Origin of the sequence: Sphingopyxis fribergensis (genome assembly GCF_000803645.1) — a bacterium.
In the GTDB taxonomy this organism is placed as follows: domain Bacteria; phylum Pseudomonadota; class Alphaproteobacteria; order Sphingomonadales; family Sphingomonadaceae; genus Sphingopyxis; species Sphingopyxis fribergensis.
On sequence record NZ_CP009122.1, the window covers coordinates 2,770,140 to 2,789,955 of the forward strand.

Annotated in this window: 22 protein-coding genes, 1 tRNA gene and 1 pseudogene; 11 read left to right on the forward strand and 13 right to left on the reverse strand. The window is 61.5% G+C overall.

What is annotated here, in order from left to right; genetic code table 11:
* The first annotated feature begins 22 nt into the window (after positions 1-22).
* Together SKP52_RS12735 and SKP52_RS12740 are read left to right on the forward strand one after the other, a co-directional pair.
* Positions 23-1,462: a CehA/McbA family metallohydrolase gene (locus SKP52_RS12735; protein WP_148309267.1), complete on the forward strand. Its 1,440-nt coding sequence runs from the start codon at positions 23-25 to the stop codon at positions 1,460-1,462.
* Positions 1,463-1,969: 507 nt separating this feature from the next.
* Positions 1,970-2,045 (forward strand) — tRNA-Thr (locus SKP52_RS12740).
* On the opposite strand, the gene SKP52_RS25400 is transcribed toward SKP52_RS12740, so the two are convergent.
* Positions 2,016-2,435, reverse strand: coding sequence for a hypothetical protein (locus SKP52_RS25400; protein WP_148309116.1), 420 nt, complete (start codon positions 2,433-2,435; stop codon positions 2,016-2,018). The genes SKP52_RS12740 and SKP52_RS25400 overlap by 30 nt on opposite strands.
* A 2-nt stretch (positions 2,436-2,437) precedes the next feature.
* Between SKP52_RS25400 and SKP52_RS12745 the strand changes: the two genes are divergently transcribed.
* Both SKP52_RS12745 and pgl read left to right on the forward strand, forming a co-directional pair.
* A complete protein-coding gene (locus SKP52_RS12745; protein WP_039575219.1) occupies positions 2,438-2,680 on the forward strand; it encodes a DUF6894 family protein in 243 nt (80 codons plus the stop codon).
* A 146-nt stretch (positions 2,681-2,826) separates the two neighbouring features.
* The gene (pgl, locus tag SKP52_RS12750; protein WP_039580942.1) at positions 2,827-3,537 is read left to right on the forward strand and encodes a 6-phosphogluconolactonase; all 711 of its coding nucleotides are present in this window, start codon (positions 2,827-2,829) and stop codon (positions 3,535-3,537) included.
* A gap of 94 nt (positions 3,538-3,631) precedes the next feature.
* Here the strand turns inward: pgl and SKP52_RS12755 are convergent, their stop codons facing one another.
* A complete protein-coding gene (locus tag SKP52_RS12755; protein ID WP_039575221.1) occupies positions 3,632-5,395 on the reverse strand; it encodes an SLC13 family permease in 1,764 nt (587 codons plus the stop codon).
* A gap of 557 nt (positions 5,396-5,952) precedes the next feature.
* Between SKP52_RS12755 and SKP52_RS12760 the strand changes: the two genes are divergently transcribed.
* Positions 5,953-6,507, forward strand: coding sequence for a fasciclin domain-containing protein (locus SKP52_RS12760; protein ID WP_187337256.1), 555 nt, complete (start codon positions 5,953-5,955; stop codon positions 6,505-6,507).
* 242 nt (positions 6,508-6,749) lie between these two features.
* On the opposite strand, the gene SKP52_RS12765 is transcribed toward SKP52_RS12760, so the two are convergent.
* Positions 6,750-7,337, reverse strand: coding sequence for a helix-turn-helix domain-containing protein (locus tag SKP52_RS12765; protein WP_039580945.1), 588 nt, complete (start codon positions 7,335-7,337; stop codon positions 6,750-6,752).
* Positions 7,338-7,529: 192 nt separating this feature from the next.
* Here SKP52_RS12765 and SKP52_RS25405 point away from each other — a divergent pair.
* The 3 genes and pseudogenes from SKP52_RS25405 to SKP52_RS12780 all read left to right on the forward strand — a co-directional run.
* A pseudogene (locus SKP52_RS25405) lies at positions 7,530-7,676 on the forward strand (GTP cyclohydrolase I); the annotation flags it as partial.
* A complete protein-coding gene (locus SKP52_RS12775) occupies positions 7,676-8,608 on the forward strand; it encodes an NAD(P)/FAD-dependent oxidoreductase (protein ID WP_039575229.1) in 933 nt (310 codons plus the stop codon). The pseudogene SKP52_RS25405 and the gene SKP52_RS12775, both read left to right, overlap by 1 nt.
* A 751-nt stretch (positions 8,609-9,359) precedes the next feature.
* Positions 9,360-9,731: a PRC-barrel domain-containing protein gene (locus SKP52_RS12780; RefSeq protein WP_039575231.1), complete on the forward strand. Its 372-nt coding sequence runs from the start codon at positions 9,360-9,362 to the stop codon at positions 9,729-9,731.
* Positions 9,732-9,924: 193 nt separating this feature from the next.
* Here the strand turns inward: SKP52_RS12780 and SKP52_RS12785 are convergent, their stop codons facing one another.
* The 4 genes from SKP52_RS12785 to SKP52_RS12800 form a co-directional block, all read right to left on the reverse strand.
* On the reverse strand, positions 9,925-10,182 hold the full coding sequence (locus SKP52_RS12785) for a hypothetical protein (RefSeq protein ID WP_039575235.1): 258 nt from the start codon (positions 10,180-10,182) through the stop codon (positions 9,925-9,927).
* Positions 10,183-10,322: 140 nt separating this feature from the next.
* The gene (locus SKP52_RS12790) at positions 10,323-10,685 is read right to left on the reverse strand and encodes a DUF6481 family protein (RefSeq protein WP_228383635.1); all 363 of its coding nucleotides are present in this window, start codon (positions 10,683-10,685) and stop codon (positions 10,323-10,325) included.
* 213 nt (positions 10,686-10,898) lie between these two features.
* Entirely contained in the window at positions 10,899-11,165 is a 267-nt protein-coding gene (infA, locus tag SKP52_RS12795; RefSeq protein ID WP_039580947.1) for a translation initiation factor IF-1, read from the reverse strand.
* A gap of 301 nt (positions 11,166-11,466) precedes the next feature.
* Positions 11,467-11,673 carry a cold-shock protein gene (locus tag SKP52_RS12800; RefSeq protein WP_039580950.1) on the reverse strand — a complete coding sequence of 69 codons (207 nt, stop codon included), beginning with the start codon at positions 11,671-11,673 and terminating at the stop codon, positions 11,467-11,469.
* A 615-nt stretch (positions 11,674-12,288) separates the two neighbouring features.
* Here SKP52_RS12800 and SKP52_RS12805 point away from each other — a divergent pair.
* The gene (locus SKP52_RS12805) at positions 12,289-13,215 is read left to right on the forward strand and encodes a lipid kinase (protein WP_039575238.1); all 927 of its coding nucleotides are present in this window, start codon (positions 12,289-12,291) and stop codon (positions 13,213-13,215) included.
* A gap of 164 nt (positions 13,216-13,379) precedes the next feature.
* On the opposite strand, the gene SKP52_RS26500 is transcribed toward SKP52_RS12805, so the two are convergent.
* Entirely contained in the window at positions 13,380-13,715 is a 336-nt protein-coding gene (locus SKP52_RS26500) for a CPBP family intramembrane glutamic endopeptidase (RefSeq protein WP_160292411.1), read from the reverse strand.
* A 65-nt stretch (positions 13,716-13,780) separates the two neighbouring features.
* Here SKP52_RS26500 and SKP52_RS26505 point away from each other — a divergent pair, with 65 nt between their 5' ends.
* Positions 13,781-14,017, forward strand: a complete 237-nt coding sequence (locus SKP52_RS26505) for a lysozyme inhibitor LprI family protein (protein ID WP_039575243.1) — start codon at positions 13,781-13,783, stop codon at positions 14,015-14,017.
* A gap of 309 nt (positions 14,018-14,326) precedes the next feature.
* Here SKP52_RS26505 and SKP52_RS27015 read toward each other — a convergent pair whose 3' ends face one another.
* The 5 genes from SKP52_RS27015 to SKP52_RS12835 all read right to left on the reverse strand — a co-directional run bounded on the left by SKP52_RS27015 (position 14,327) and on the right by SKP52_RS12835 (position 18,765).
* Positions 14,327-14,623, reverse strand: a complete 297-nt coding sequence (locus SKP52_RS27015; protein WP_148309118.1) for a hypothetical protein — start codon at positions 14,621-14,623, stop codon at positions 14,327-14,329.
* A gap of 110 nt (positions 14,624-14,733) precedes the next feature.
* Positions 14,734-15,684 carry a helix-turn-helix domain-containing protein gene (locus tag SKP52_RS12820; protein WP_052208228.1) on the reverse strand — a complete coding sequence of 317 codons (951 nt, stop codon included), beginning with the start codon at positions 15,682-15,684 and terminating at the stop codon, positions 14,734-14,736.
* A 168-nt stretch (positions 15,685-15,852) separates the two neighbouring features.
* Entirely contained in the window at positions 15,853-16,734 is an 882-nt protein-coding gene (locus SKP52_RS12825) for a dioxygenase family protein (RefSeq protein WP_039575245.1), read from the reverse strand.
* Positions 16,735-16,779: 45 nt separating this feature from the next.
* A complete protein-coding gene (locus tag SKP52_RS12830; RefSeq protein WP_187337257.1) occupies positions 16,780-17,841 on the reverse strand; it encodes a maleylacetate reductase in 1,062 nt (353 codons plus the stop codon).
* A 48-nt stretch (positions 17,842-17,889) separates the two neighbouring features.
* A complete protein-coding gene (locus tag SKP52_RS12835; protein WP_039575249.1) occupies positions 17,890-18,765 on the reverse strand; it encodes a sugar phosphate isomerase/epimerase family protein in 876 nt (291 codons plus the stop codon).
* Positions 18,766-18,899: 134 nt separating this feature from the next.
* Between SKP52_RS12835 and SKP52_RS12840 the strand changes: the two genes are divergently transcribed.
* The gene (locus SKP52_RS12840) at positions 18,900-19,811 is read left to right on the forward strand and encodes a LysR family transcriptional regulator (protein WP_052208230.1); all 912 of its coding nucleotides are present in this window, start codon (positions 18,900-18,902) and stop codon (positions 19,809-19,811) included.
* Positions 19,812-19,816 lie beyond the last annotated feature (5 nt).

A 19,816-nucleotide genomic window follows, 5' to 3' on the forward strand; every position in this document is an offset into this window, starting at 1 on the left:
CCTGTTCGCCCTGGCTCTGACGATGGCCGCCCCCGTGGCGGCCATCGAACAGACGCCGCCCGATGTCACAGTCACCGGCGAGATCACCGGCGGCGACCATCAGACCTATCGGGAAGTGCCGTTCGACGTGCCCGAGGGGACCGAACGGATCACCGCGGTACTAAGCTACGACAAGTCGAACAAGACCGTCGTCGATATGGGCGTATGGGATCCGGCGCGTTTTCGCGGTTGGAGCGGCGGCTCGCGCGACCGCTTCACGATTGCGCCGAGCGATGCGACGCCGGGATATCTGCCGGGTGCTTTGCCCGCAGGGCGCTGGCGCGTCATGCTCGGCGTTCCCAATGCGCGGACGGACAGCCGGGCGCGCTATTCGGTCCAGATCTTCTTCGATCGGGCGGCGGAACGACGCGCCACCGCCGCAATCGCCGATCCGCCGCTCAAACCCGGCCCGGGCTGGTATCGCGGCGATCTGCACATGCACGACGCGCACAGCGATGGAAGCTGCCAGAGCCGCGGCGGGCGGAAAGTGCCCTGCCCGCTGTTCCGCACGGTAGCCGCGGCGGCCGAGGCGGGGCTCGATTTCATTGCGGTCACCGATCACAATACCACCGCGCATTTCAGCGGCCTGCGCGAGCTCCAGCCCTATTTCGACACGATGCTGCTGATTCCGGGGATCGAGGTGACGACGTTCGGCGGTCACGCCAATATCTTCGGCCCAACCCGTTTCGTCGATTTCCGCGTCGGCGCACCCGGCGGCCCCGAGATCCGCGCGTTGCAGCGCGACGTCGTGGCGGCAGGCGCGATCATGTCGATCAACCATCCTGCCCTGCCCTCGGGCGAGCAATGCATGGGCTGCGGCTGGACGTGGAAGGACACCGACTATGGTGCGGTCACCGCGATCGAGGCAATCAACGGCACGATGACCGACGGGCCCTTTGCCGGGCTCGGCTTCTGGTATGCGCGGCTGAACGAAGGCCACCGCCTGACCGGCATTGCCGCCAGCGACAATCATAATCCCGATGTCGCGGCCGGCAATCCGGCGCCCGGGCCGGCGCCGATCGGCCGGCCGCGCACAGTCGTTCATGCGAGCGCGCTATCGACACCTGCAATCCTCGATGGCCTTCGCGCAGGCAATGTGTTTCTCGATATCGAAGGGACCGACACACGCCTGCTCGAGGTGGACGCCACGGCGAAAGGACAGCGCGCGACGATGGGCGAAACATTGCCGGGGCGCCGCCGCACCACCGTCGGCGCGCATATTGCGGGCGCAACCGGAGCGTTTGCCGAGCTTATCCTTAACGGCCAGCCGACCGGAGAGCGCCAGCTGATCCGCTCGGATGACGCCCGGCTGGACTGGGCGCTGAACGCGGGGCAGAGCTGCGGCTGGCTTGCGGTCAACGTTCGCGGCAGCACCGGCAAACTGCTGCTCGCCGGCAACCCGGTCTATCTCGCCTGCGGTTAAACCTCGGCGGGGATGCGCAATTTGCCGATTGAAATTCAGGACGGACCGGCGGGTCTTCGGCCCGTACCCTGAAGCCAAAGGCCGACGGCACGCATCTGAGCGATAGTCGACAGTCCTCTTTCATTCGCTTTTGTGCAAAAAGGAGCCGTCAGCGACCCTTCGTGAAGAGGTAATGTGCGTACCAGACTCAGCATTTGCAAAAAGAAGCACTCCTATCCGTCGGAGGAAGAAGCGCTCGCGGTCGCTCGGCGTGCCGAAATTCCGCTCCGTACCTATCGCTGCGACCGCTGCCGATTGTTCCATTTGACCAGCCGCACAAAAGGCAAGCCGATGCTTCGACGCGCCGAAAGCCCGCCCTCGTAGCGGTTCGAAGCGCCCTTTCTTTGCCGCACACCCCGCGTGCAATTCGACGCAAGGCGAGTTAAATCGCCGGAGACGGTGTCAAAACAGATTCTGCGCGACGATGCTTGTCTTCGCCCCGGCACGCTGCTAGTGGCGCCCCTCGTTGCCGCTTTAGCTCAGTTGGTAGAGCACATCATTCGTAATGATGGGGTCACAGGTTCGAGTCCTGTAAGCGGCACCACCTCTCCCGAAAATCATTCGAACGAGCGCCAAAGCCGTGGTCCGCGTTCACGTATATGCGTTGCCGTTCCGCGCTCGCGCCTTGAAGCTGGCGGCCTATGTCCGCGATCGTTGGCCGCCTGTGGCCATTATCGTCACGTAGGGCCGGATCGTTCGTGGCGACGGCATTTTGCCAGCCAATGGCGTCTTCCTCGCCAAGCCCTATCGGCCGCAAGACCTTGCATCTCAATGGAGGGGCTTCTTGCCAGCGCTCTAAGCTTCCGCCGCCGCCGGAAGCAGCGGTCCGGCGGAAATCGATTTGCGATTTGTCGGGCATCGGCGAAATCCCGCTCACACCGACCGGAAAATTCCGGGCGCGCGGAACGCAGCAAAGCGTCACGGGTTCGGTCATCCATGCCGATCTACTTTTTCAACGTCTTTAAGGAAAATGCACCGAAGGTCATAGATGAGGAGGGGGCTCATCTGACGGACTTGCGTGCGGCAATCTCCTTCGCTGTTCTCAGCGCCCGGTCCCATGCGGCTGACGACGTCCTGCGCGGCCAGTTCAAATCGCGCGATCGCATCGAGATCGTAGACGGCGATGGCACCCTGCTGCACAGCGTACGCTTCGACGAAGCGATCGGGCTTTGCTCCTAGGCGGTTCGACAAACAATATTTGCCGCGAGAGGGTATATACCAGTAAGCGAACGCGAGATCAGCGTGCGCAGACAAGGGGTGGCTCGCGGCCGTTGATCCTCGTCCACGCGCGATGGCCAAATCAGCGCCCTTTAAAGGAAGAAAATGTGACCGACGAAGTCGAATGGTGGGAGTATGACGACGTGGCCGAGATGGCGGCTGCGGTCGCGGGCGATATCGCCTTCATTATCGAAAGCGCGATCGACGCCCGCGGCGCCGCGGTGGTCGCGCTCGCCGGCGGAACGACGCCGATCCCGATTTATGAGAAGCTCTCATCCGCGAAACTGGACTGGAAGCGCGTCACGGTCGTGCCCGGGGATGAGCGAATTGTTCCGCTCGGCGACCCGCTCAGCAATGTCACCGCCCTCGCCAGATATTTTCTTCCCAAGGGAGCCCGCGTTATACCGATCGTACCGAATGCGATCGCGGACTATAAGGCGGCTGGACGCTCTGCCGATGCCCTGATGCAGGATTTGCACTGGCCGCTCGACCTTTGTCTCCTCGGTGTGGGAAACGACGGACATGCGGCCTCGATCTTTCCGGGCCCCGATTTCGACGAAGCAGTGAACGGACCGAAAGAGCGCCGAGCCTTAGGCGTGTTGCCGGACCCCATGCCGATCGAGGCACCCGTTCCACGCGTAACGCTCAGCCTTGCTGCGATTACGGCGGCGCGAGCACTCCTGATCGCGGTGAGAGGCCAAGAAAAGCGCGATATCATCGAGACAGCGATCAGGCAGGGGCCGTCTTCGCCTTATCCCGTAGGGCTTGTGCTGGCGGGTACCGACCTGCCGGTCGATATCCATTGGGCGCCGGCATGACCCTCGGCCTTCTGAACCGGACCGGCGCTGCCGTGGCGCCGGTTCATCGCGACCTCCCGAACAATGCCCGGCATAAACCGCAGTAACAGCGGTCTTAGAGCGGCCACGACCAGAGTATCAATGGCGTTCCGACGCATAATACCAGCAGCGAAAGCGGCGCTCCAAGCCGCGCGTAATCGCCAAAGCGGTATCCGCCTGGTCCCAGAACAAGCGTGTTGCACTGGTGACCGATCGGGGTCAGGAAATCACAGCCCGCGCCAATAGCCGTCGCGATCAGAAACGCCTCGGGTCGATAGCCCAGATCATGGGCGAACACCGCGGCAATGGGCGCCATGACCAGCACCGTGGCGGCATTGTTCAGAAACGGCGTGACCGCCATGGCGGTTACAAGAATGAGCGCGACCGCGCCCCAAGGCGGCATAAGCGTCGCGGTATGCGCTAGCTGCGTCGCGATGATGTCTGACGCCCCGGTGCTTTGAAGCGTGCCACTGACAGGAATCAGGGCGCCCAGCATGATCAGGATCGGCCACTCGACCGCCTCATAGGCTTCACCCACCGGAAGCGCGCCCGTCACGACGACGAGCCCGGCAGCGGCGAAAAAGGCGACGGCGACAGGAACGACCCCCGTCGCGGTGGCGATCATCGCCGCGGCCAGAATGATGATGGGCAGCCAGCCCCGTTTGGAGACGCCAAGCCGGATCGATCGCTCGGCCAGGGGAAGAGCCCCAAGCTGACCGAGGCGCTGTGGCAGAATGTCCAGCGGCCCTTGCAGGACAAGCACGTCGCCGGCGCGGAGCACGATATGGCCAAGCCGCCGCGTCAGCCGCTCGCCCGAGCGCGCGACAGCAATAAGGTTGATCCCGAACCTCTCGCGTAAGAGCAGACGGCCCGCAGTCCTGCCAACCATTGCCGACTCGCTCTTCACGACGGCCTCGATAACGCCGACCGCGTCGCGGCGGTCGGATTCCGGATCATGACCCGCGAGGCTTAGCTGGTCGCGCGCGATGGCGCGCTCAAGCGCGTCGGGCTCGCCGCTGAGCAATAACAGGTCACCCTCGCGCAGGTGGACGTTCGGATGCACGGTGCCCTGCATACCGCCACGCAGCAGGCTGACGATATCGACCTGTTGCTCGTGGCGCTCGACGAACTCGGCGATCGTCTCGCCAATCGCTTGCGACCCTTCGGATACGGTCGCTTCCGTCACATAGTCGGAAATGTTGAGCGCATCGCCCATCGTCGCGGCGGCACGTCGGTCGCGCGGAAGAAGACGATAGCCAAAGCGCAGAAAGATCAGCCCCACGACCAGAAGCCCCAATCCCGTCGGAAAATAGTCGAACATGCCGAACGGCTGCCCGGTCATATCCTCGCGTACCTTGCTGACGATGACGTTGGGAGACGTACCCACCAGGGTCATCAATCCGCCGAGAAGCGATGCGAACGACATTGGCATCAGATAGACCGAAGGGCTGGTGTCGTTCTTTTTCGCCATTTGCACCGCGGCGGGCATGAGCATGGCAAGCGCGCCGACATTCTTCACGAGCGCCGACGCGACGCCGACCGAGGCGGTGAGCAGAAGAAGCTGCGAGCGGATGCGCGTGATACGCTTCGACACGAAACCTATGGCTGTTTCGATAATGCCCGAGCGCTGCACGGCGGCGGACATGACGAGCGCCGATCCGACGATGATGACGATGTCATCGGAAAACCCTGCAAAAGCATCTTTGGGCTTCACGATGCCGAAGAGCAGTGCGGCCAGCAGCGCGATGATCGCCGTCACGTCATAACGGAACCGGCCCCAGACGAAGAGCGCCATCATTCCCGCGAGCGTGGCAATCGACAGCCATTGTGGCAGCGTCATGCGGGATGCCGGACAGAGCTATCTCTCGACAGCGAACGAATGAATGTCGTTATGTACGGTAAATTTTGAGCGAGCCCCATGCCACTGAAACGCCCCGGTGCGCAAAAGGCTTCCCGAAGGCAGCAAGAAAGACGCCAAGCGTCGCAAAGCGAAGGACGTCCACGAAAGGGCATGATGTGAGACTGCACCTTTATCGCAGTTCCTGTCACGAAGAGATTCCAGAATAACGCCAGGTCACCATCGGCCGTGACCCTTGCGGATGAGGATCCCTTCGTCTCGTGCCTCAGACGGCAGTCGAAATACGAAACGGCCGATTGGCTACCGTCCGCATTCGGGCGGACAGCATCATTTTACCCAATTTGTGCGGTCGAGGTGACAAGGACATCTTCTCGATTGCCAAGCATCTCGGTGCGGACCTGGCCTTGACCCTTTGAGATAAGGATCGGGATCTGCCCGAAGGGTCATATTGGCAGTTCGCGGGATTGAACGCATGTCCCCCTCATCCTCGTCGATCGACTTCCCCCCGCAGATCATGAGGCAATTGAAAGGACTGTTCGATGAAGCTCTCGCTGATCACCTTCCCGCTCGCAGCCGCTGCCCTGATCGCCAGCGGCAGCGCCGCACTCGCCCAGAACCCGATGGTCGGCGGCGCCGCGATGTATGAAACCAAGAATATCGTCGAGAATGCCGCAACGTCTGCCGACCATACGACCCTTGTTGCCGCGGTGAAGGCTGCCGGGTTGGTCGACACGCTCGCTTCGCCCGGACCTTTCACGGTCTTCGCCCCCACCAACGCGGCCTTTGCAAAGCTGCCCGCTGGAACGGTCGAGACGTTGCTCAAGCCGGAAAACAAGGGCACCCTCACCGCCGTGCTGACCTATCACGTCGTTCCCGGCCGACTGACCGCCGCCGACCTCGCGGCGCAAGCCAAGGCGAATGGCGGCAAGGCGGTCCTCACCACCGTGCAAGGCGCCAAACTCACTATTTGGCAGAAAAACGGTGATTACTACGTGACCGATGCCAAGGGCGGGGTAGCAAAGATCGGGCCCGCCGACGTTCTGCAATCGAACGGCGTCATCCACGTTATCGACGGCGTGCTCCTGCCTTCGTAATGAGAATGATGGGCTCGCCGGGACTGTCCCGGCGGGTCCATATTTCGGGCGCCCGATGTCGCCAGCATCTCGGCGAGTGCCGCGCCGATGCCTCCGCTCGCGCCCAACACGCAAGCTCGCCGGTCCGTCACGCCATCCGCCTCGCCATCCTGCAGTCGCCGCCAGTGCGCTGCCACGACGCGACGAACCGGCGATAGATGGACTAAGGAGCAGATGGTGCGATTCGACCCGCCAGTGGCGCGTCAGAAGCCGGCCTCCACCGCGAGACGAATGGCGTCTGCTGTCGTCTCGACCCCGAGTGAGCGCAGCAGCGCGGCGCGGTGCATCTTGACGGTCCGCTCGGACAGACCGAGTTCGAAGCTGATCTGCTTGTTGAGATGGCCCCGGGCCATCAGAATCAGGACCTCGCGCTGCCGCGGAGAAAGGCGCTCGACAGCCTGGAGCGCGAGGGCTCTGCGCTCTGTCAGGCGTACCGCGTCATCGCCCACTTCCATTTGCGAACCCAGAAAATATTCGAGCTCGCCGTCGCTCCCGAAGATCGGCGCAACGAGCACCGCATTGCGGAACGGCGATCCATCCTTCTTGTAATTCAGAATCTCGACGAGCACGGGACGTCGGTCGCGGATCGAGGCGCGCAGCATTTCGCTAAGTTCGGGTTCGGTGTCCGGGCCCGTCAGGAAACGGCAATTGTGGCCGATGATCTCGGCCGCGCCGTAGCCGGTCAGGGCTACAAAAGCATCATTGCATTCGACGATTGGATTGTCGGGGAGCTGCGGGTTGCTGATCACGGCCGCGATCGGGCTGGTTGCGATCATCGCCTTGAGGGACATGCTGAAAACGAACCTTGCACTGAGCGGGAACCACATGCCCCAAGGGACATGTTGCGCCATACGCACGCGCTCATGCAAGTCCCATCCTGCAAGAGCGACGCTTGCGCGCATTCGCCCAAAGAGGTTCTGTCGATGAATTTTGTTCCCCATAACCGTTTCGCCTCCGGCGAATATCCGGGCGAACGGGTGCCGGCCCCCCTCATCGAGGCGCGGCATGGCTGCATGACGGGGCGCGGTGTGCGAACCAAGAGCGTGCACATGCCGACGAGCCGGTTGCTCGGCTGTTTTCTCGACGATCCGGGCAGCCGCCGCGAACTGCTCGCGCTGATGGGTTACTGATGCAGATCGCGATCGTCGGCGCCGGGATCGCGGGCCTCGCTTGCGCCGAGTGGTTGCGCGACGCCCACCACAGCACCACGCTTTTCGACAAGGCCCGCGGCGCAGGCGGACGGATGTCGACGCGCCGTACGACGACGCCGCGCGGCGATATCGCATTCGATCATGGTGCGACGCATTTCACCGCGCGCTCGCGCGAATTCCGCTCGCTCGTCGATCAGTGGCACATGCAGGGGCTGGCTGCGCCCTGGCCGGTAGCCGGCGCACACGCTTGGGTCGGCACACCGTCGATGAATGCGCCGCTCAAGGCGCAGGCCGACACGCATGATGTCCGGTGGTCGTCGCCAGTCACCGCGCTGACCCGCGACGGACCAAACTGGTGGGTGCATATCGAGGCGGAACGACATGGACCCTATGACGCGATCGTGGTCGCCATACCCTCCGAACAGGCAGCGCCGCTGCTGTCGCTCCATGATTTCGACATGGCACGCGCCGCAATGTCGGTCCGGTCGCATCCCAGCTGGACCGCGATGTATCTGTTCGCAAAGCCGATCGAGATATTCCCCGATTTCATTCGCGGTGTGGGACCGATCACCTATGCGGTCCGCAACAGCGCGAAGCCCGCGCGCGCTCCCGGCGAAACATGGGTAGTCCAGGCCGATTGGGCGTGGTCGGAGAAGCATCTGACGCGCGATCCGGCGCTTGTATGCGATCTCCTTCTCAGCGCGCTCGGCGAGGCCGGCGGAACGGCGATGCCCGAGCCGCTGCATGCCGACGCGCATCGCTGGCTCTTCAGCCAGCCCTCCGGCCGCGACCCCGCCTTGTTGTGGAACAGGGACATCCGGCTTGGCGCGTGCGGCGACTGGCTTTCGCATGGCTTCGTCGAATATGCATGGCAGAGCGGGAACGCGCTGGGACAGGCAATCGTCGGCTGAGGTCGGACGCCTGCGCCCTCGCCCCAAAGGACAGGTGAAGGCGTTCCGGCGTCGCTTCCACGCTCGCGCAGGCGACATCTACGACAAGGGGGTGATCGAGGAGGATTTCGCGCTTTATTTTCATCATCCGAGCACAAGCGACGCCTCGCTTGTTCGCTCGGGCACAGCAGCTTCTATGCCTTGGTACCGGTGCCGCATCTGGGCGATGCGCCGCTCGACTGGGCCATCGAGGGTCGACGTCTTGCAAAGCGGATCATCGCCGAAATCGAAAAGCGGCTGCTCCCGGACTTCGGGGCGAGGATCGCCGCCGAATCCCCCCTCCCCTCAGCGTTTGGAGTCGCGAATCGGGCGCTTACGGTCTGACAGTTTTCAGGGTTTGAACCGTGAAACCTTACGTGCCGATCGCATCCGCGTTGCCTTGTCCATTGTCACGTCGGACCTACTTCTTCCCGGCGAGGGCACCCTGAATGCTGACGGCGTTTTTCTGGCCGGCCACCCCAATCCCACTACCTTCCGCTGTACTTCAGCGTCTTCCTGCCTGCACTGTAAGCACCGCAATTCGCCCGCCGGTCGATTGGCGAAGCAGCCATTTCCGGCGCCACGCGTAGAGCAGCCAAGGGCTTTCTTGTAACGGAGACATCGTCATCGAGCTTCTAGGCGCCGAACAGCGGCGGATCCGGCAGGATCTGTCGAGCTCGGGCGCCGCACGCATTTCGCCAGCCTGATTCAAGATCGACCCAGAGGAGAATATATGGCCGAAGTTGACGAACCGACCCAGCTGCTGTGCCAGTCGAATAAGGTCGACGCGATGGCGGTCAAGACCCGCGACGGCGACAAGCTGGGCCATATCCATGCCTTCATGATCAACAAACGAAGTGGGCAGGCGGCCTATGCGATCCTCACCATCGGCGGATTTCTCGGTATGGGGAAAGCCTATTATCCACTTCCCTTCCAACTCCTGGCATTCGAGGCCACGAGCGATTCCTATGTCGTCACGATTGATCGCCGCGTGCTCGAAGGAGGACCGAGCTGGGCCGCGAATGCACCGATGTTCGACCAATCCTATGCCGACCGCGTCGCGAGCTATTATGAGGTGGCTAGGGAAGATCTGACGCTCGGGTGACCTCGCTTTTGTGATCGAACGACGTCAAAAGATCGCCCCTTCAAACAGCCTGACAGGCTTGCCACAACTTTTAGGCGAGGCCTCGCAGCACATATGTAGGCCGGTTCCCGGCTGGGGGCTCTCGGCACGGGAGCGCCAAAAGCGGTCTTTCATTAATCCGACTTTCGCGGATGTACCAGCTTGCACCGCTTGGCTACCTGGGCTGCATGACAACCGCGAACAGCCGGTCAAGGTTTGACTGGAGGTCCTGCACATCCGGGTTCTCGGCATATTTGGGCAGCCCGAGCGGCAAGCTCATGCTCTCGTACATGGCCGAGGCCTCGGCATCGCTTAGGAGGCCGCGTTTGCGCAGGATGTTGGCAAGGCTGACAATCCCATTGATCGCCGAAACGTCCGACGCCTCATGAGCCTCAATGAGGTTCATTGCGCCAAGGACCGGAATATCATCCATTTTGAATCTTTCTATCCCTGGCTCTCGACACGAAAGCGCGGTTAACCGGCTTGGGCAGGCAGGTCGGAAGCAATGAAGAGCCCTCCGTCATGCTCCAGCGACGATCGGAGACATTTGCCGAAGTCACGGCAGGAGGGCGTTCAGGATCTTCCCTTGCGTGCTTTGCGAGCCGCGTATCGCGCATCGCGTGCCGATTTCAGTTCGGCTTCATCAAGGACGCGCGGCGGTGCTGCAGGTGAAATGTCCGCCGCCAGACGAGCCTCTTCGCGCTTGGCCAGTTGCTCGGATTCCTTGGTCGCCTGAGCGGCCTTCTTCGCCTCTTGAGTAGCGGCGCGTTTGATTCGCTTCGCTTCATCCTTGGCCGCCCGATCCGCGATGCGGCGATCTCGTTCAGCGGGATCGACAGGGGCCCTGCTGTTCATCTGCGTAAGCGCCTTGTTTTTGGCACTTTGCGCGACGGCCAGGCGGTCCTGAAAACTCGGCTCTTTGTAACCTTGCATCATATGTACCTTTTCGTTCGCAGTCGCATTCAATCGACCATTGCGGCGACGAGAAGGCGAAGGTCTTCCGTAGCCAGATGGCCATGGCCATGTTGGTCCACAGAGGTTCGACGGTCCGAGTGGTCGTCGGTGAAAATTTCGGTCGTGGGGGAGCTATAGCCACCCCCGTTTGAATTATGCATATTGTCCTCGATCGGCGGCCTTGGCCGCGCTGATTTATTTTCTGAAATTGTTGCGCCGTTTCGCCAGGCCAGTGTGGTTGGCATCGCGCTCACGAAATACGATCCGACCCTTGGTAAGATCGTAGGGGGTCATTTCGAGATGCACCCTGTCACCCACGACCGAGCGGATGCGAAATTTTCGCATCTTGCCGGCCGTATAAGCGATAATCTTGTGTGCGTTGTCGAGCCGGACGACGAAGAGTCCATCGGGGAGGATTTCCCCGATGAAGCCTTCGATCGTCAGCAGGTCTTCTTTCGCCAAAGGCTTGAATTCCGATAAGCATAGCTGGCGTCCGCCGGTCATGCGTTGAGCGTGCCGAGGCGGGCAAGGCAATGCAGATCTTCAATTCGAAAGGGGGATTGCTCCCGCGCCCGACGGCATCGAGACGATGGACCGAGACATCTCATAGGTCGTTGCGGCGCCACCAGAGGGCGGTTCGCCTCAACGAAATGAGGACAGGCCGGCGCATCGCCGATTTTCTGCGATCACAGCCACATGCGGGCGACATTTCTGAGGCCCATATAAATGGCGGCGGGCGCTGATGCTGCCCGCCGCCAGAAGATCATGCAGCCTGGAGGTTCACTGCAGAGGTCTTGCCTCGCTGATCGGTCTCCAGTTCGTACGATACGCTCTGATCTTTTTGAAGTGTGCTCATGCCGGCACGTTCGACGGCCGAGATATGCACAAAGGCATCCTGGCCGCCGTCGTTCGGCGCAATAAAGCCATAGCCCTTGTCGGCGTTAAAAAACTTCACGGTTCCGGTAGTCATATGGGTATCCTTTATCCCAAATATGACGGGCATACGCCAACAGCGACGCATCCCGGCTTCAATAGTGCTAGAAAGGGATAAAGGGATGGCATTAAGCTGCCGATTATCCGTCGCATGCGACGTAAGCATCACCCTAATATCAGTTAAATCGAAAATTGAAAGATAATTCTGTTCTTTGACGAAATGCCGATATGAATATTTTCACGCACGGATGAAACTCCACCGCGGATCAACAAGATAATTTAGGCGGCTTTGGCGAACGCAAGGCTATCGTCAGGGGCGCGCCACGCCGCTTTGCGAGATTACCGACACCTATTTGCGGGGCGGTTCCGTTCATCGCGCGTTAGAGCCGGCCAACGGCCAAGATGCCCGAGGCGCCCTACCGGGCGCGACATTATTTCCGATGCTTGCGGCGCCGCTTTTCAACGCGCCGACACCTTGGCCAGCCAAATGCCAACGAAGGTGCAAGGAGGTTAGCGGTTCATCATATCGATGCGGGCGACCGTCCGGGTGCGCGCGTCGATCCGGGCCGATCTGCCGTTTTAGACCGTCTGGCTTTGGATGCGGATCGGATATAGCGGATTTTCCCTCTCATCTCTCCAGCAGGTCGATTCTATGCCATCACAGAGCGGCAAGCGCATCCTTCTACTTCATAATGCGAAGGCGCGGCAGGGCGATGGCGCGTTGGAGCCGGTGTGCAATCAACTCAATGCCGGCGGTTTTATCGTCACCGTCGAACCCTTCGACAATCTTCCCGAAATTGCGCGCGACATCACGCGCCTTCACCAGTCGTCGGACGCGATTGTGGTTTGCGGCGGGGATGGGTCAATATCGTCTTCAGCGCCGGCGGTTATCGAGAGCGGCCTGCCGCTCGGCATCATTCCGGCCGGCACCGCCAACGATCTCGCACGGACGCTTTCGATCCCTCTCGATTTCGCCGCGGCCGCCGACGTCATAGTTGCCGGCCACAAACGGCAGATCGATATCGGCATGGTGAATGGCCACGCCTTCTTCAATGTCGCGAGCATCGGTCTCAGCAGCGCGTTGGCGCAGCAACTGGACCCCGGAATCAAGAAGCGTTTCGGAAGACTCGGCTATGCCGTTGCCGCGCTCCGCATCATGGCAGGTGCCCGACGCTTCCGCGCGAGGATCGTAGAGAAGGGAAGCGGCACGAGCGTCAGAACCTACCAGATCGCAATCGGGAACGGTCGCCTATATGGCGGGGGAAACGTCGTCGAAGAAACGGCTGCTATCGATGACGGCGCACTCGATCTCTACAGCCTGGAAATGCGGAACCTCTGGAAATCGGCCCTGATGGTCCGTGCCTTTCGGAGCGGCACCCACGGGGCCTGGAAGGAAGTGCGGACGGCGCGGTGCGTGGAGTTCGACATCGAAACACGGCGTCCGATGCCGATCAACACCGATGGCGAGATCGTGACCGCAACGCCGGCACGTTTCAGCGTTTTGCCTGGAGCCGTCACGGTTTTCGTACCGCTTGAGGCCGGCGCCGTTCATCGGTCCGTACGCCTCTACCATAGCTGAGATACCGCATAGGCTTTCAACCCCGAAGTGGCTGTCACCGCTTCGGCGAGCGTCTTTATCCGCGGCGACCTGAATCACGACAGGGCGCGAGTGCCGATCATCAACCAACGCCCCTAACTTAAAGATCGATTGCCTGGAAGACGAGGTAGAGCGTTTGTTTTCGCCTAGGCGAGCTGCTGCTGCCGATCAACGACCTCGGACATCTCACCAAAGTCGCGGTTCACATGTCGCATCAAGGACAGGCCATAAAGGAAGAGCGGGAAGACAAGCTGGACCGGAGCAACAATTGCGGTTGACGAGAGGGTTGGCGCTGCCTCGGTTGCCGCGGACGCGGGAAGGCCCACGAACAGCGAGAAATCCCACAGCGCGTGAACAATGATCAACGGGTAAAGTGAGCCTGTCCTGATACGCAGGGCTAGGGACATCACACCGCTCATGAATGCCGCAACGGCTTGAATCAGCGCCGCGGGCAGATCGCCGGTGATCAGCACGTTCAGCACCACCGCCTCCGCCTCCGCAGGAGGGCGTCGATTGCAATGCCAAGGTCTATGCTGTCGGCACCGTCGTGTGCAAGAATCCCGATCTGCTCGCCATGGATTGCACGGTTCAACGCGAGGCTCTCGATGCCGGCGCGGAACCGGCCGAAAGCGCGCTGTTCGAGGCACACGACACCTGGTTCCGTCGCCGTGGTCTTTGCGCGATGATCGATACGGCACACGAATGTGTCGCGGCCGCTTATTCGGAGCGCTTGGCTGTCCTGAAGGCGTTGCGTGCCAACGCGACACCGTGGCAACCGAAATGAAAGGCATCCCTGCTCCTTGGAAAGGGAGCCTGGGCGTCTCTGTCACGCCAGAGTGGATTATGCTCTCCGATGGAAATGGATCGGTCCACGGGGTCGCAGTACCCATAACGACGTCAGGCTGGCGGCCGACCTTGCGTATCCAAAAAGTGGGAGACGCGAAAGCTGGAACCGCGCGGTGCTGACGGTGTACTCCGGTGCCGAAGGGTGACGGCCAAATCGAGGTAGGACATCATTGCCGCAGTAGCTTTCGTCTTTTGGCCGATTAAGACAATCCGCTTCTCGATGTTGAACGAAGTAAGTGGGCAAACGTCATTCCTTGGCCCCGTCCCCAACCGTTGCCACCGCGCCACGGATAGCGACGATCGCGGCATCGGGTCGATCGAGCTGAATGAAATGGCTCGTATTGGGCACAATTCGATGCTCACCGCGTGTTGACCAGGATGCTTCTTCCTCATGAAATCTGCGCCCGTCCCCGTTAAACCTCGCACCAATCGCGTCGGACCAGCCGATTTGTGAAATCATTAGCCTAGCACCGCGCGACGCTTCCGTAGTCAGGTGTTCGGGCTCAGGGGTGATGAGAGCTCGCCCATAAATCGGCGGCGACATCACACTGACACGCGCGGTCGCAATCGCGTAGGCGGAGCACTGACCATCATACGACGGGAGAAGACCTGTGTATCTTGTTGCTGCGAGGCTAATTAGGCCACTTTCAACTATCAGGCAAAGCCCGGCACCGTCTCCTTATTGTATCCAGAAAGGCAGCCCGATCGGGCCTGACTCGGCGTGAGCCCGAAATAGGCTTTAAATGCGCGATTGAAGCTGCTGATATTCTCGAATCCCATGCTGAAGGCGACCTGCGTAATGGAAGGGGCATGGCGCCCGTAGCTATTGAGCATCCGCCGGCATTCTTCGAGCCGCTTGGATCGAATAGCGGCTGTCATCGTCGTGCCGTGACTTGCAAAGAGCTGGCGCAAATAGCGTTCGCTGATCCCGCACCCGGCAGAAATCACGGCTGGTCCCAAATTGGAATTGCGAAGATGCTGATCGACGAAGCGATTCACACGGTTGAACATCATTTCGGTGTGGCGGCTGCGCGTGGCGCTATCATCCTCGTCACCCGCGGCGTGGGTGAAGGTAGCCGCCACGATGTCGAGCACATTACCGGCAAGAACTCGCGCTTCGTCGTCGCGCAGGGCTTTGCTGGCATGAAGGCAGGCATGGATCATGCGGTTCGCGGCAAAGCCCAGCCCGGTATCGGTCGAAAGGGCGCGCCCGAGCCAGTCCCGGTATGTAAAGAGGCGGGTCTCGATCGCGGAACGCGGCACTTTCAGCCATATGGCTTTCCAGGCACTCGCGACCTCCACTTCGTAAGTCTTGCTGCTGTCGACAATCGCAAGCGAACCGCGCTTGATCCTGGCAACCCGTCCCTCCTGCCTCAGCGCGGCTTCGCCCGCGATCCCGAGCACGACGAGGAACATGTCGACCTTCGACGCTTTCAGAGTGCTCACCGTGCGGGCGATGCGCGCGGGGCTGCCCCAGCTCGACGAATAGACGAGATCGGCGTCGCCGAGTTCGGTGCGAAGGAATACGCCGCCGAAGTCCTTGCTTCCCACTTGTTCAAGCTCGTAAAAAATCTCCGACATCGTCGACGGCACGAAACGCGGCATCCGTGTGATCCGGGCATGCTGCGGCGCGGAAAAGCGGCTTTGATCTGCAGGCAAGGTCGGATCGGCGATTGTTATAGCAGCGGAAGTTCCCATCTTACATTCCTCTCCTTGGATGTCCCGGCCGAGGTTTTCCCCTTCTTCATGCTCGTGGACGTTAGATAAGCTCGATCAGGCAGCGGCTGTGGCGGCCGGGGCCACCGTGAAGACATATTCGACAGCCATATGCGTCTCATCGCTATGGGTGCCGTCCGGAAGGACGCCGCCTTCGTTGAGGTGGAAATCCTGGATGAGCTCGCGCTTGACCCCGAATACCGGATCGGCTTCCACAAAGGGATCGCCCGCGACAAACACCATCGTCGTCAGTTTTTGAGAGCCCGGCGCATCGATCATGACGTGGACATGGCCGGGCCGCATGTTCGAGCGGTGCGTGGCGCGCATCATCGCACCGACCGGACCGTCGTCGGGGATGGGGTAGGATGCAGGCATCACCGACCGGAACCAAAACTGCCCGTCGGCGCCGGTGCGCAGCGAGGCGCGCATGGCGGTCTCGTCCTCGCCGAAGCCGGGCAGCATCATGTCATAATGCCCCTCGGCGTCGGAATGCCACACGTCGACGGCCGCGTCCGCCACCGGGTTACCTTGTGTATCGCGCACGCTTCCTTTGAAAATGAGCGGGACGCCCTCGGCCTTGCCCGAAATGTCCGAACCGTTCGGGAGCGACGGGCGCCCCTCGTAATAAAAGGGACCGAGAACCGAATTGACGGTCGCGCCGGAGGGGTAGCGATGGTTGATCGCATCCACGAGGGTGGTGACGCCGAGCGTATCCGACAGGAGGATGAACTCCTGCCGGACATCCGAACACATTTGTCCGGTGCGGGTCAGAAAATCTATGGCGGCGAACCACTCGGCATCGCTGGGCTCGATGTCGCGCACGAACGCGTGAAGATGGGTCACAAGCGATTGCATGATGCGCCGTGTCCGGTCGTCGGGCGTCCGGTCGATCGCGTCCGTCACCGCCTTCGTGATCGTTTCCTCGTTTACGTCCAACATCTGACACTCCCATCATGATTTCGCATTGGTGGCCTTTCGGCGCAGTCACGGTTTCGGCGGTTCTCCGGCCCACGCACGCCGCATCATGCTTTCGAGCGCTTCGGCATCCAGCGGGCGAGGGTTCCAATAGGCATTTTCGAAGGTCAGCCGACCGGCCTCCACCGCGGCGTCGAGCGTCAACCCGAGCTCGCGGAGCGACCGCCTTGCGCCGACGGCACCGGCCAGGTCGAAGAGCGCGCGGGCGGGATCCGGAGACCCCAGCGCCCGCGAAAGGCTCGCCATCGCTTCGGGCGCGGCGGGCGCATTATAGGCCGTGACATGCGGCAGCATGACGGTGTGCGTTTCGGCGTGCGGCATGCCGAAGCTTCCGCCCAGCACATGGCATATCTTGTGGTGGAGCGCCGCTCCCGTCGATCCGAGACACATGCCGCAGAGCCACGCGCCGTACAGGGCTCCGCCGCGCGGATCCACTGCGCCGGGGTCCGCAACGATGCGGGGCAGCGCCTCGGCCAGCGCACGAACCGCTTCTTCGGCCATCAAAGAGATGACGGGGTTACGGTCTTGCGCATAAAGCGCCTCGACCGCATGCGCGATGGCATTGATGCCCGAGGTGCCAGCCATCGCGGGGGGCAGCGACATCGTAAGATCGACATCGTAGATAACCACTTCGGGCTGCACCCGCGGCGTCGTCTGCGTGGTTTTACGGCCTCCTTCGGTTTGTCCGATGATCGCCGTCATTTCCGATCCGGCGTAGCTTGTCGGCAGCACGATCTGCGGCAGATCCGTGCGGAGCGCGATCGCCTTCGAAAGACCGATCGTGGACCCTCCGCCTATCGCCACGACGACGTCGGCGTTGCAGGCGGTGACCGTCGTCATGGCGTCGTCCGTCACTTCGACTGGCGTATGCATCGTCGCATTGGAATAAATCCCGATGTCACGATCGCCCACGGTCGCGGCGATGGCTTCGGCATCGCCTGCCTGCTCAGGCGTCGAGAGAAACAGTGCCCGCCTGACCGATAGAAGCTCCATTTCGGCGGCAAGCTGCGACACCGTGCCCGAACCAAAGATCACCCTTGTCGGGGCGCTCTTGTATATGAACGACTGCATCACGGCCTCCCGAATGTCTTGCCGCGGAAAAGGAGCCGAGCGATCGCCTCAATCCAGAAGCGCGCGCGCGGTCTGGAACGATCGCGCGGCCGCTTCGTCCAGGGGCAGCTTGCGGTGAACGGCGGAAATGATTTCCACGCCCCAAGGTCCCTGGAAGCCAGTCTTGCGTATATTTTCGACAAAGCTCTTGAGGTCCCAGTCCCCTTCACCGCACAACTGGCGGTGATGCGCCGTATCGTTCCACAGCGTCCCGTTCACCTTGTCGCGCGCGTCGTTGAGTTCGACGCAGGTCATGTATTTTGCGGGGATTCTGGCGAGGTCGGCGTAGTCGTTGCCGCCGCGGGTGATGTGCCAGACGTCGATATCGAGACCGCCATTGGGCTGGTCAGCGCCTTCGACGATGGCGAGGCCAACATCCACGGTGCGCACATTTCCGAACGGCATGAGTTCCATCGCGATCGACGTGCCGACCTTGGCCGCGTCCTGACAGAGTTTTGCGAAAGCGTCCTGCATCAAGGGGATGTCGGGGGTCAGCTCCGCCTCGGTCGGATTGTCGATATCGGCACCGACCCCCGGACCGATCTTGATCGCGCGCGCGCCGAGGCCTTCGGCGGCATCGAGCATCGACTTTCGAAGCGCATCCGATGCGGTCCGGCGCTCGCCGTCAAGGAACCAGTCGATCAAAAATTCCAGTTCGACGTGCCGAATGCCGTTGGCATCCAGAATACGCCGCATCTCGGGAAAACCGAGACGTTCGACATTTGCGTAAACATCGTCGGTGAAGAAGCCAATTCCAGTGTAACCCGCCTTCGCGGCCGCCTCCACCCGCTCCTGGAAACTGAAAGGGCTCACATGGTCGGGACCATAAGGATAGACGTCGCCCGCCAGGGTAAAATAGGCAGCAAGCAGCTCAGGCTGGGACATGGAATAACCTCTCCTAAAACGCTGCCGAGTCCATCGCTCGCAGCTGATTTCATTTGTCTCGACTATCGGTAACGCGTAGATGAGAGGGCGCCAATTAGGCTTTTGTTCCGCAGAGAGTGTCCTCAGGATCAACAATGTCGCTCGGTGATCGTCTCAGCAGTATCGCGGTTTTCATCGAGGTCGCGCGGAGCGGGAGCTTCACCACCGCCGCCAACCGGCTCGGCCTGACGAAGTCGGCAGTCAGCAAGAGCGTAGGGCGTCTCGAGGAACGGCTCGGCGTCAAATTGATCTACCGCAGTACGCGATCGCTGAGCCTCACGTCCGACGGAGAGGCCTTTTTCGCCCGCTGCTCGGTTGCGTTCGACGAAATCGCCGATGCCGAAACCAATTTGTCCGAACTCAAGATCGGACCGCGCGGACGCCTTCGTATCGACATGCCCGCCATGTACGGCCGCAAGATCATCTTGCCGCTCTTGCTGGAGGTCGCGAAGTCGCACCCGGATTTGCATCTCTCGACGACATTCCGGGACTGGGTGATCAACCCCGTCGAGGAAGGCGTCGATCTGGTGCTCCGTTTCGGAGACCTCAAGGATACGACAGGACTTATTTCCCGCAAACTGGTCGAGCAACGCTTCTACTTCTGCGCTTCGCCGGACTATATCCAGCGGCGCGGCGCGCCCTTAAGCTGGGAAGAAATCAAGGATCACGAATGTGTGGTGAGCTACCGCAACGGCGCGCCGCATAGCTGGGTGGTCGTCAATGAGTCGGGGGAGACGATCCGCTTCATCCCGCCCCCTACGCATGAAATGGGCGATGGCGACGCGATGCTCGCCGCGGCGGTTGCAGGCTGCGGCATCCTTCACATGCCCGAAGCGCTTGTGCGTCCCAGTCTTGAATCGGGAGAGCTCGTCCCGCTGCTGCAACATCTGACGCCGGCCCGCGGATCGCTCTATGCGGTGTGGCCGACGACGCGCAGCCTCATGCCCAAGATCCGCTTCGTGGTCGACGCGTTGGTCAACGCCGCGCGCGTCGGCCGGCTGGGTTGACCGGC

Excerpts from the sequence above, each read along its gene's own strand:
- SKP52_RS12805 (WP_039575238.1), top strand. The coding sequence starts at position 12,289 with ATGCCATCACAGAGCGGCAAGCGCATCCTTCTACTTCATAATGCGAAG.
- SKP52_RS12760 (WP_187337256.1), top strand. The coding sequence starts at position 5,953 with ATGAAGCTCTCGCTGATCACCTTCCCGCTCGCAGCCGCTGCCCTGATC.
- SKP52_RS12745 (WP_039575219.1), top strand. The coding sequence starts at position 2,438 with ATGCCGATCTACTTTTTCAACGTCTTTAAGGAAAATGCACCGAAGGTC.
- SKP52_RS12735 (WP_148309267.1), top strand. The coding sequence starts at position 23 with ATGGCCGCCCCCGTGGCGGCCATCGAACAGACGCCGCCCGATGTCACA.
- SKP52_RS27015 (WP_148309118.1), bottom strand. The coding sequence starts at position 14,623 with ATGTCGCCGCCGATTTATGGGCGAGCTCTCATCACCCCTGAGCCCGAA.
- SKP52_RS12825 (WP_039575245.1), bottom strand. The coding sequence starts at position 16,734 with ATGTTGGACGTAAACGAGGAAACGATCACGAAGGCGGTGACGGACGCG.
- SKP52_RS25400 (WP_148309116.1), bottom strand. The coding sequence starts at position 2,435 with ATGACCGAACCCGTGACGCTTTGCTGCGTTCCGCGCGCCCGGAATTTT.
- SKP52_RS12780 (WP_039575231.1), top strand. The coding sequence starts at position 9,360 with ATGGCCGAAGTTGACGAACCGACCCAGCTGCTGTGCCAGTCGAATAAG.
- SKP52_RS12820 (WP_052208228.1), bottom strand. The coding sequence starts at position 15,684 with ATGCCGCGTTTCGTGCCGTCGACGATGTCGGAGATTTTTTACGAGCTT.
- SKP52_RS12830 (WP_187337257.1), bottom strand. The coding sequence starts at position 17,841 with ATGCAGTCGTTCATATACAAGAGCGCCCCGACAAGGGTGATCTTTGGT.
- SKP52_RS12775 (WP_039575229.1), top strand. The coding sequence starts at position 7,676 with ATGCAGATCGCGATCGTCGGCGCCGGGATCGCGGGCCTCGCTTGCGCC.
- SKP52_RS12765 (WP_039580945.1), bottom strand. The coding sequence starts at position 7,337 with ATGTCCCTCAAGGCGATGATCGCAACCAGCCCGATCGCGGCCGTGATC.
- SKP52_RS12800 (WP_039580950.1), bottom strand. The coding sequence starts at position 11,673 with ATGACTACCGGAACCGTGAAGTTTTTTAACGCCGACAAGGGCTATGGC.
- SKP52_RS12790 (WP_228383635.1), bottom strand. The coding sequence starts at position 10,685 with ATGATGCAAGGTTACAAAGAGCCGAGTTTTCAGGACCGCCTGGCCGTC.
- SKP52_RS12840 (WP_052208230.1), top strand. The coding sequence starts at position 18,900 with ATGTCGCTCGGTGATCGTCTCAGCAGTATCGCGGTTTTCATCGAGGTC.
- SKP52_RS12785 (WP_039575235.1), bottom strand. The coding sequence starts at position 10,182 with ATGGATGATATTCCGGTCCTTGGCGCAATGAACCTCATTGAGGCTCAT.
- SKP52_RS12755 (WP_039575221.1), bottom strand. The coding sequence starts at position 5,395 with ATGACGCTGCCACAATGGCTGTCGATTGCCACGCTCGCGGGAATGATG.
- SKP52_RS12835 (WP_039575249.1), bottom strand. The coding sequence starts at position 18,765 with ATGTCCCAGCCTGAGCTGCTTGCTGCCTATTTTACCCTGGCGGGCGAC.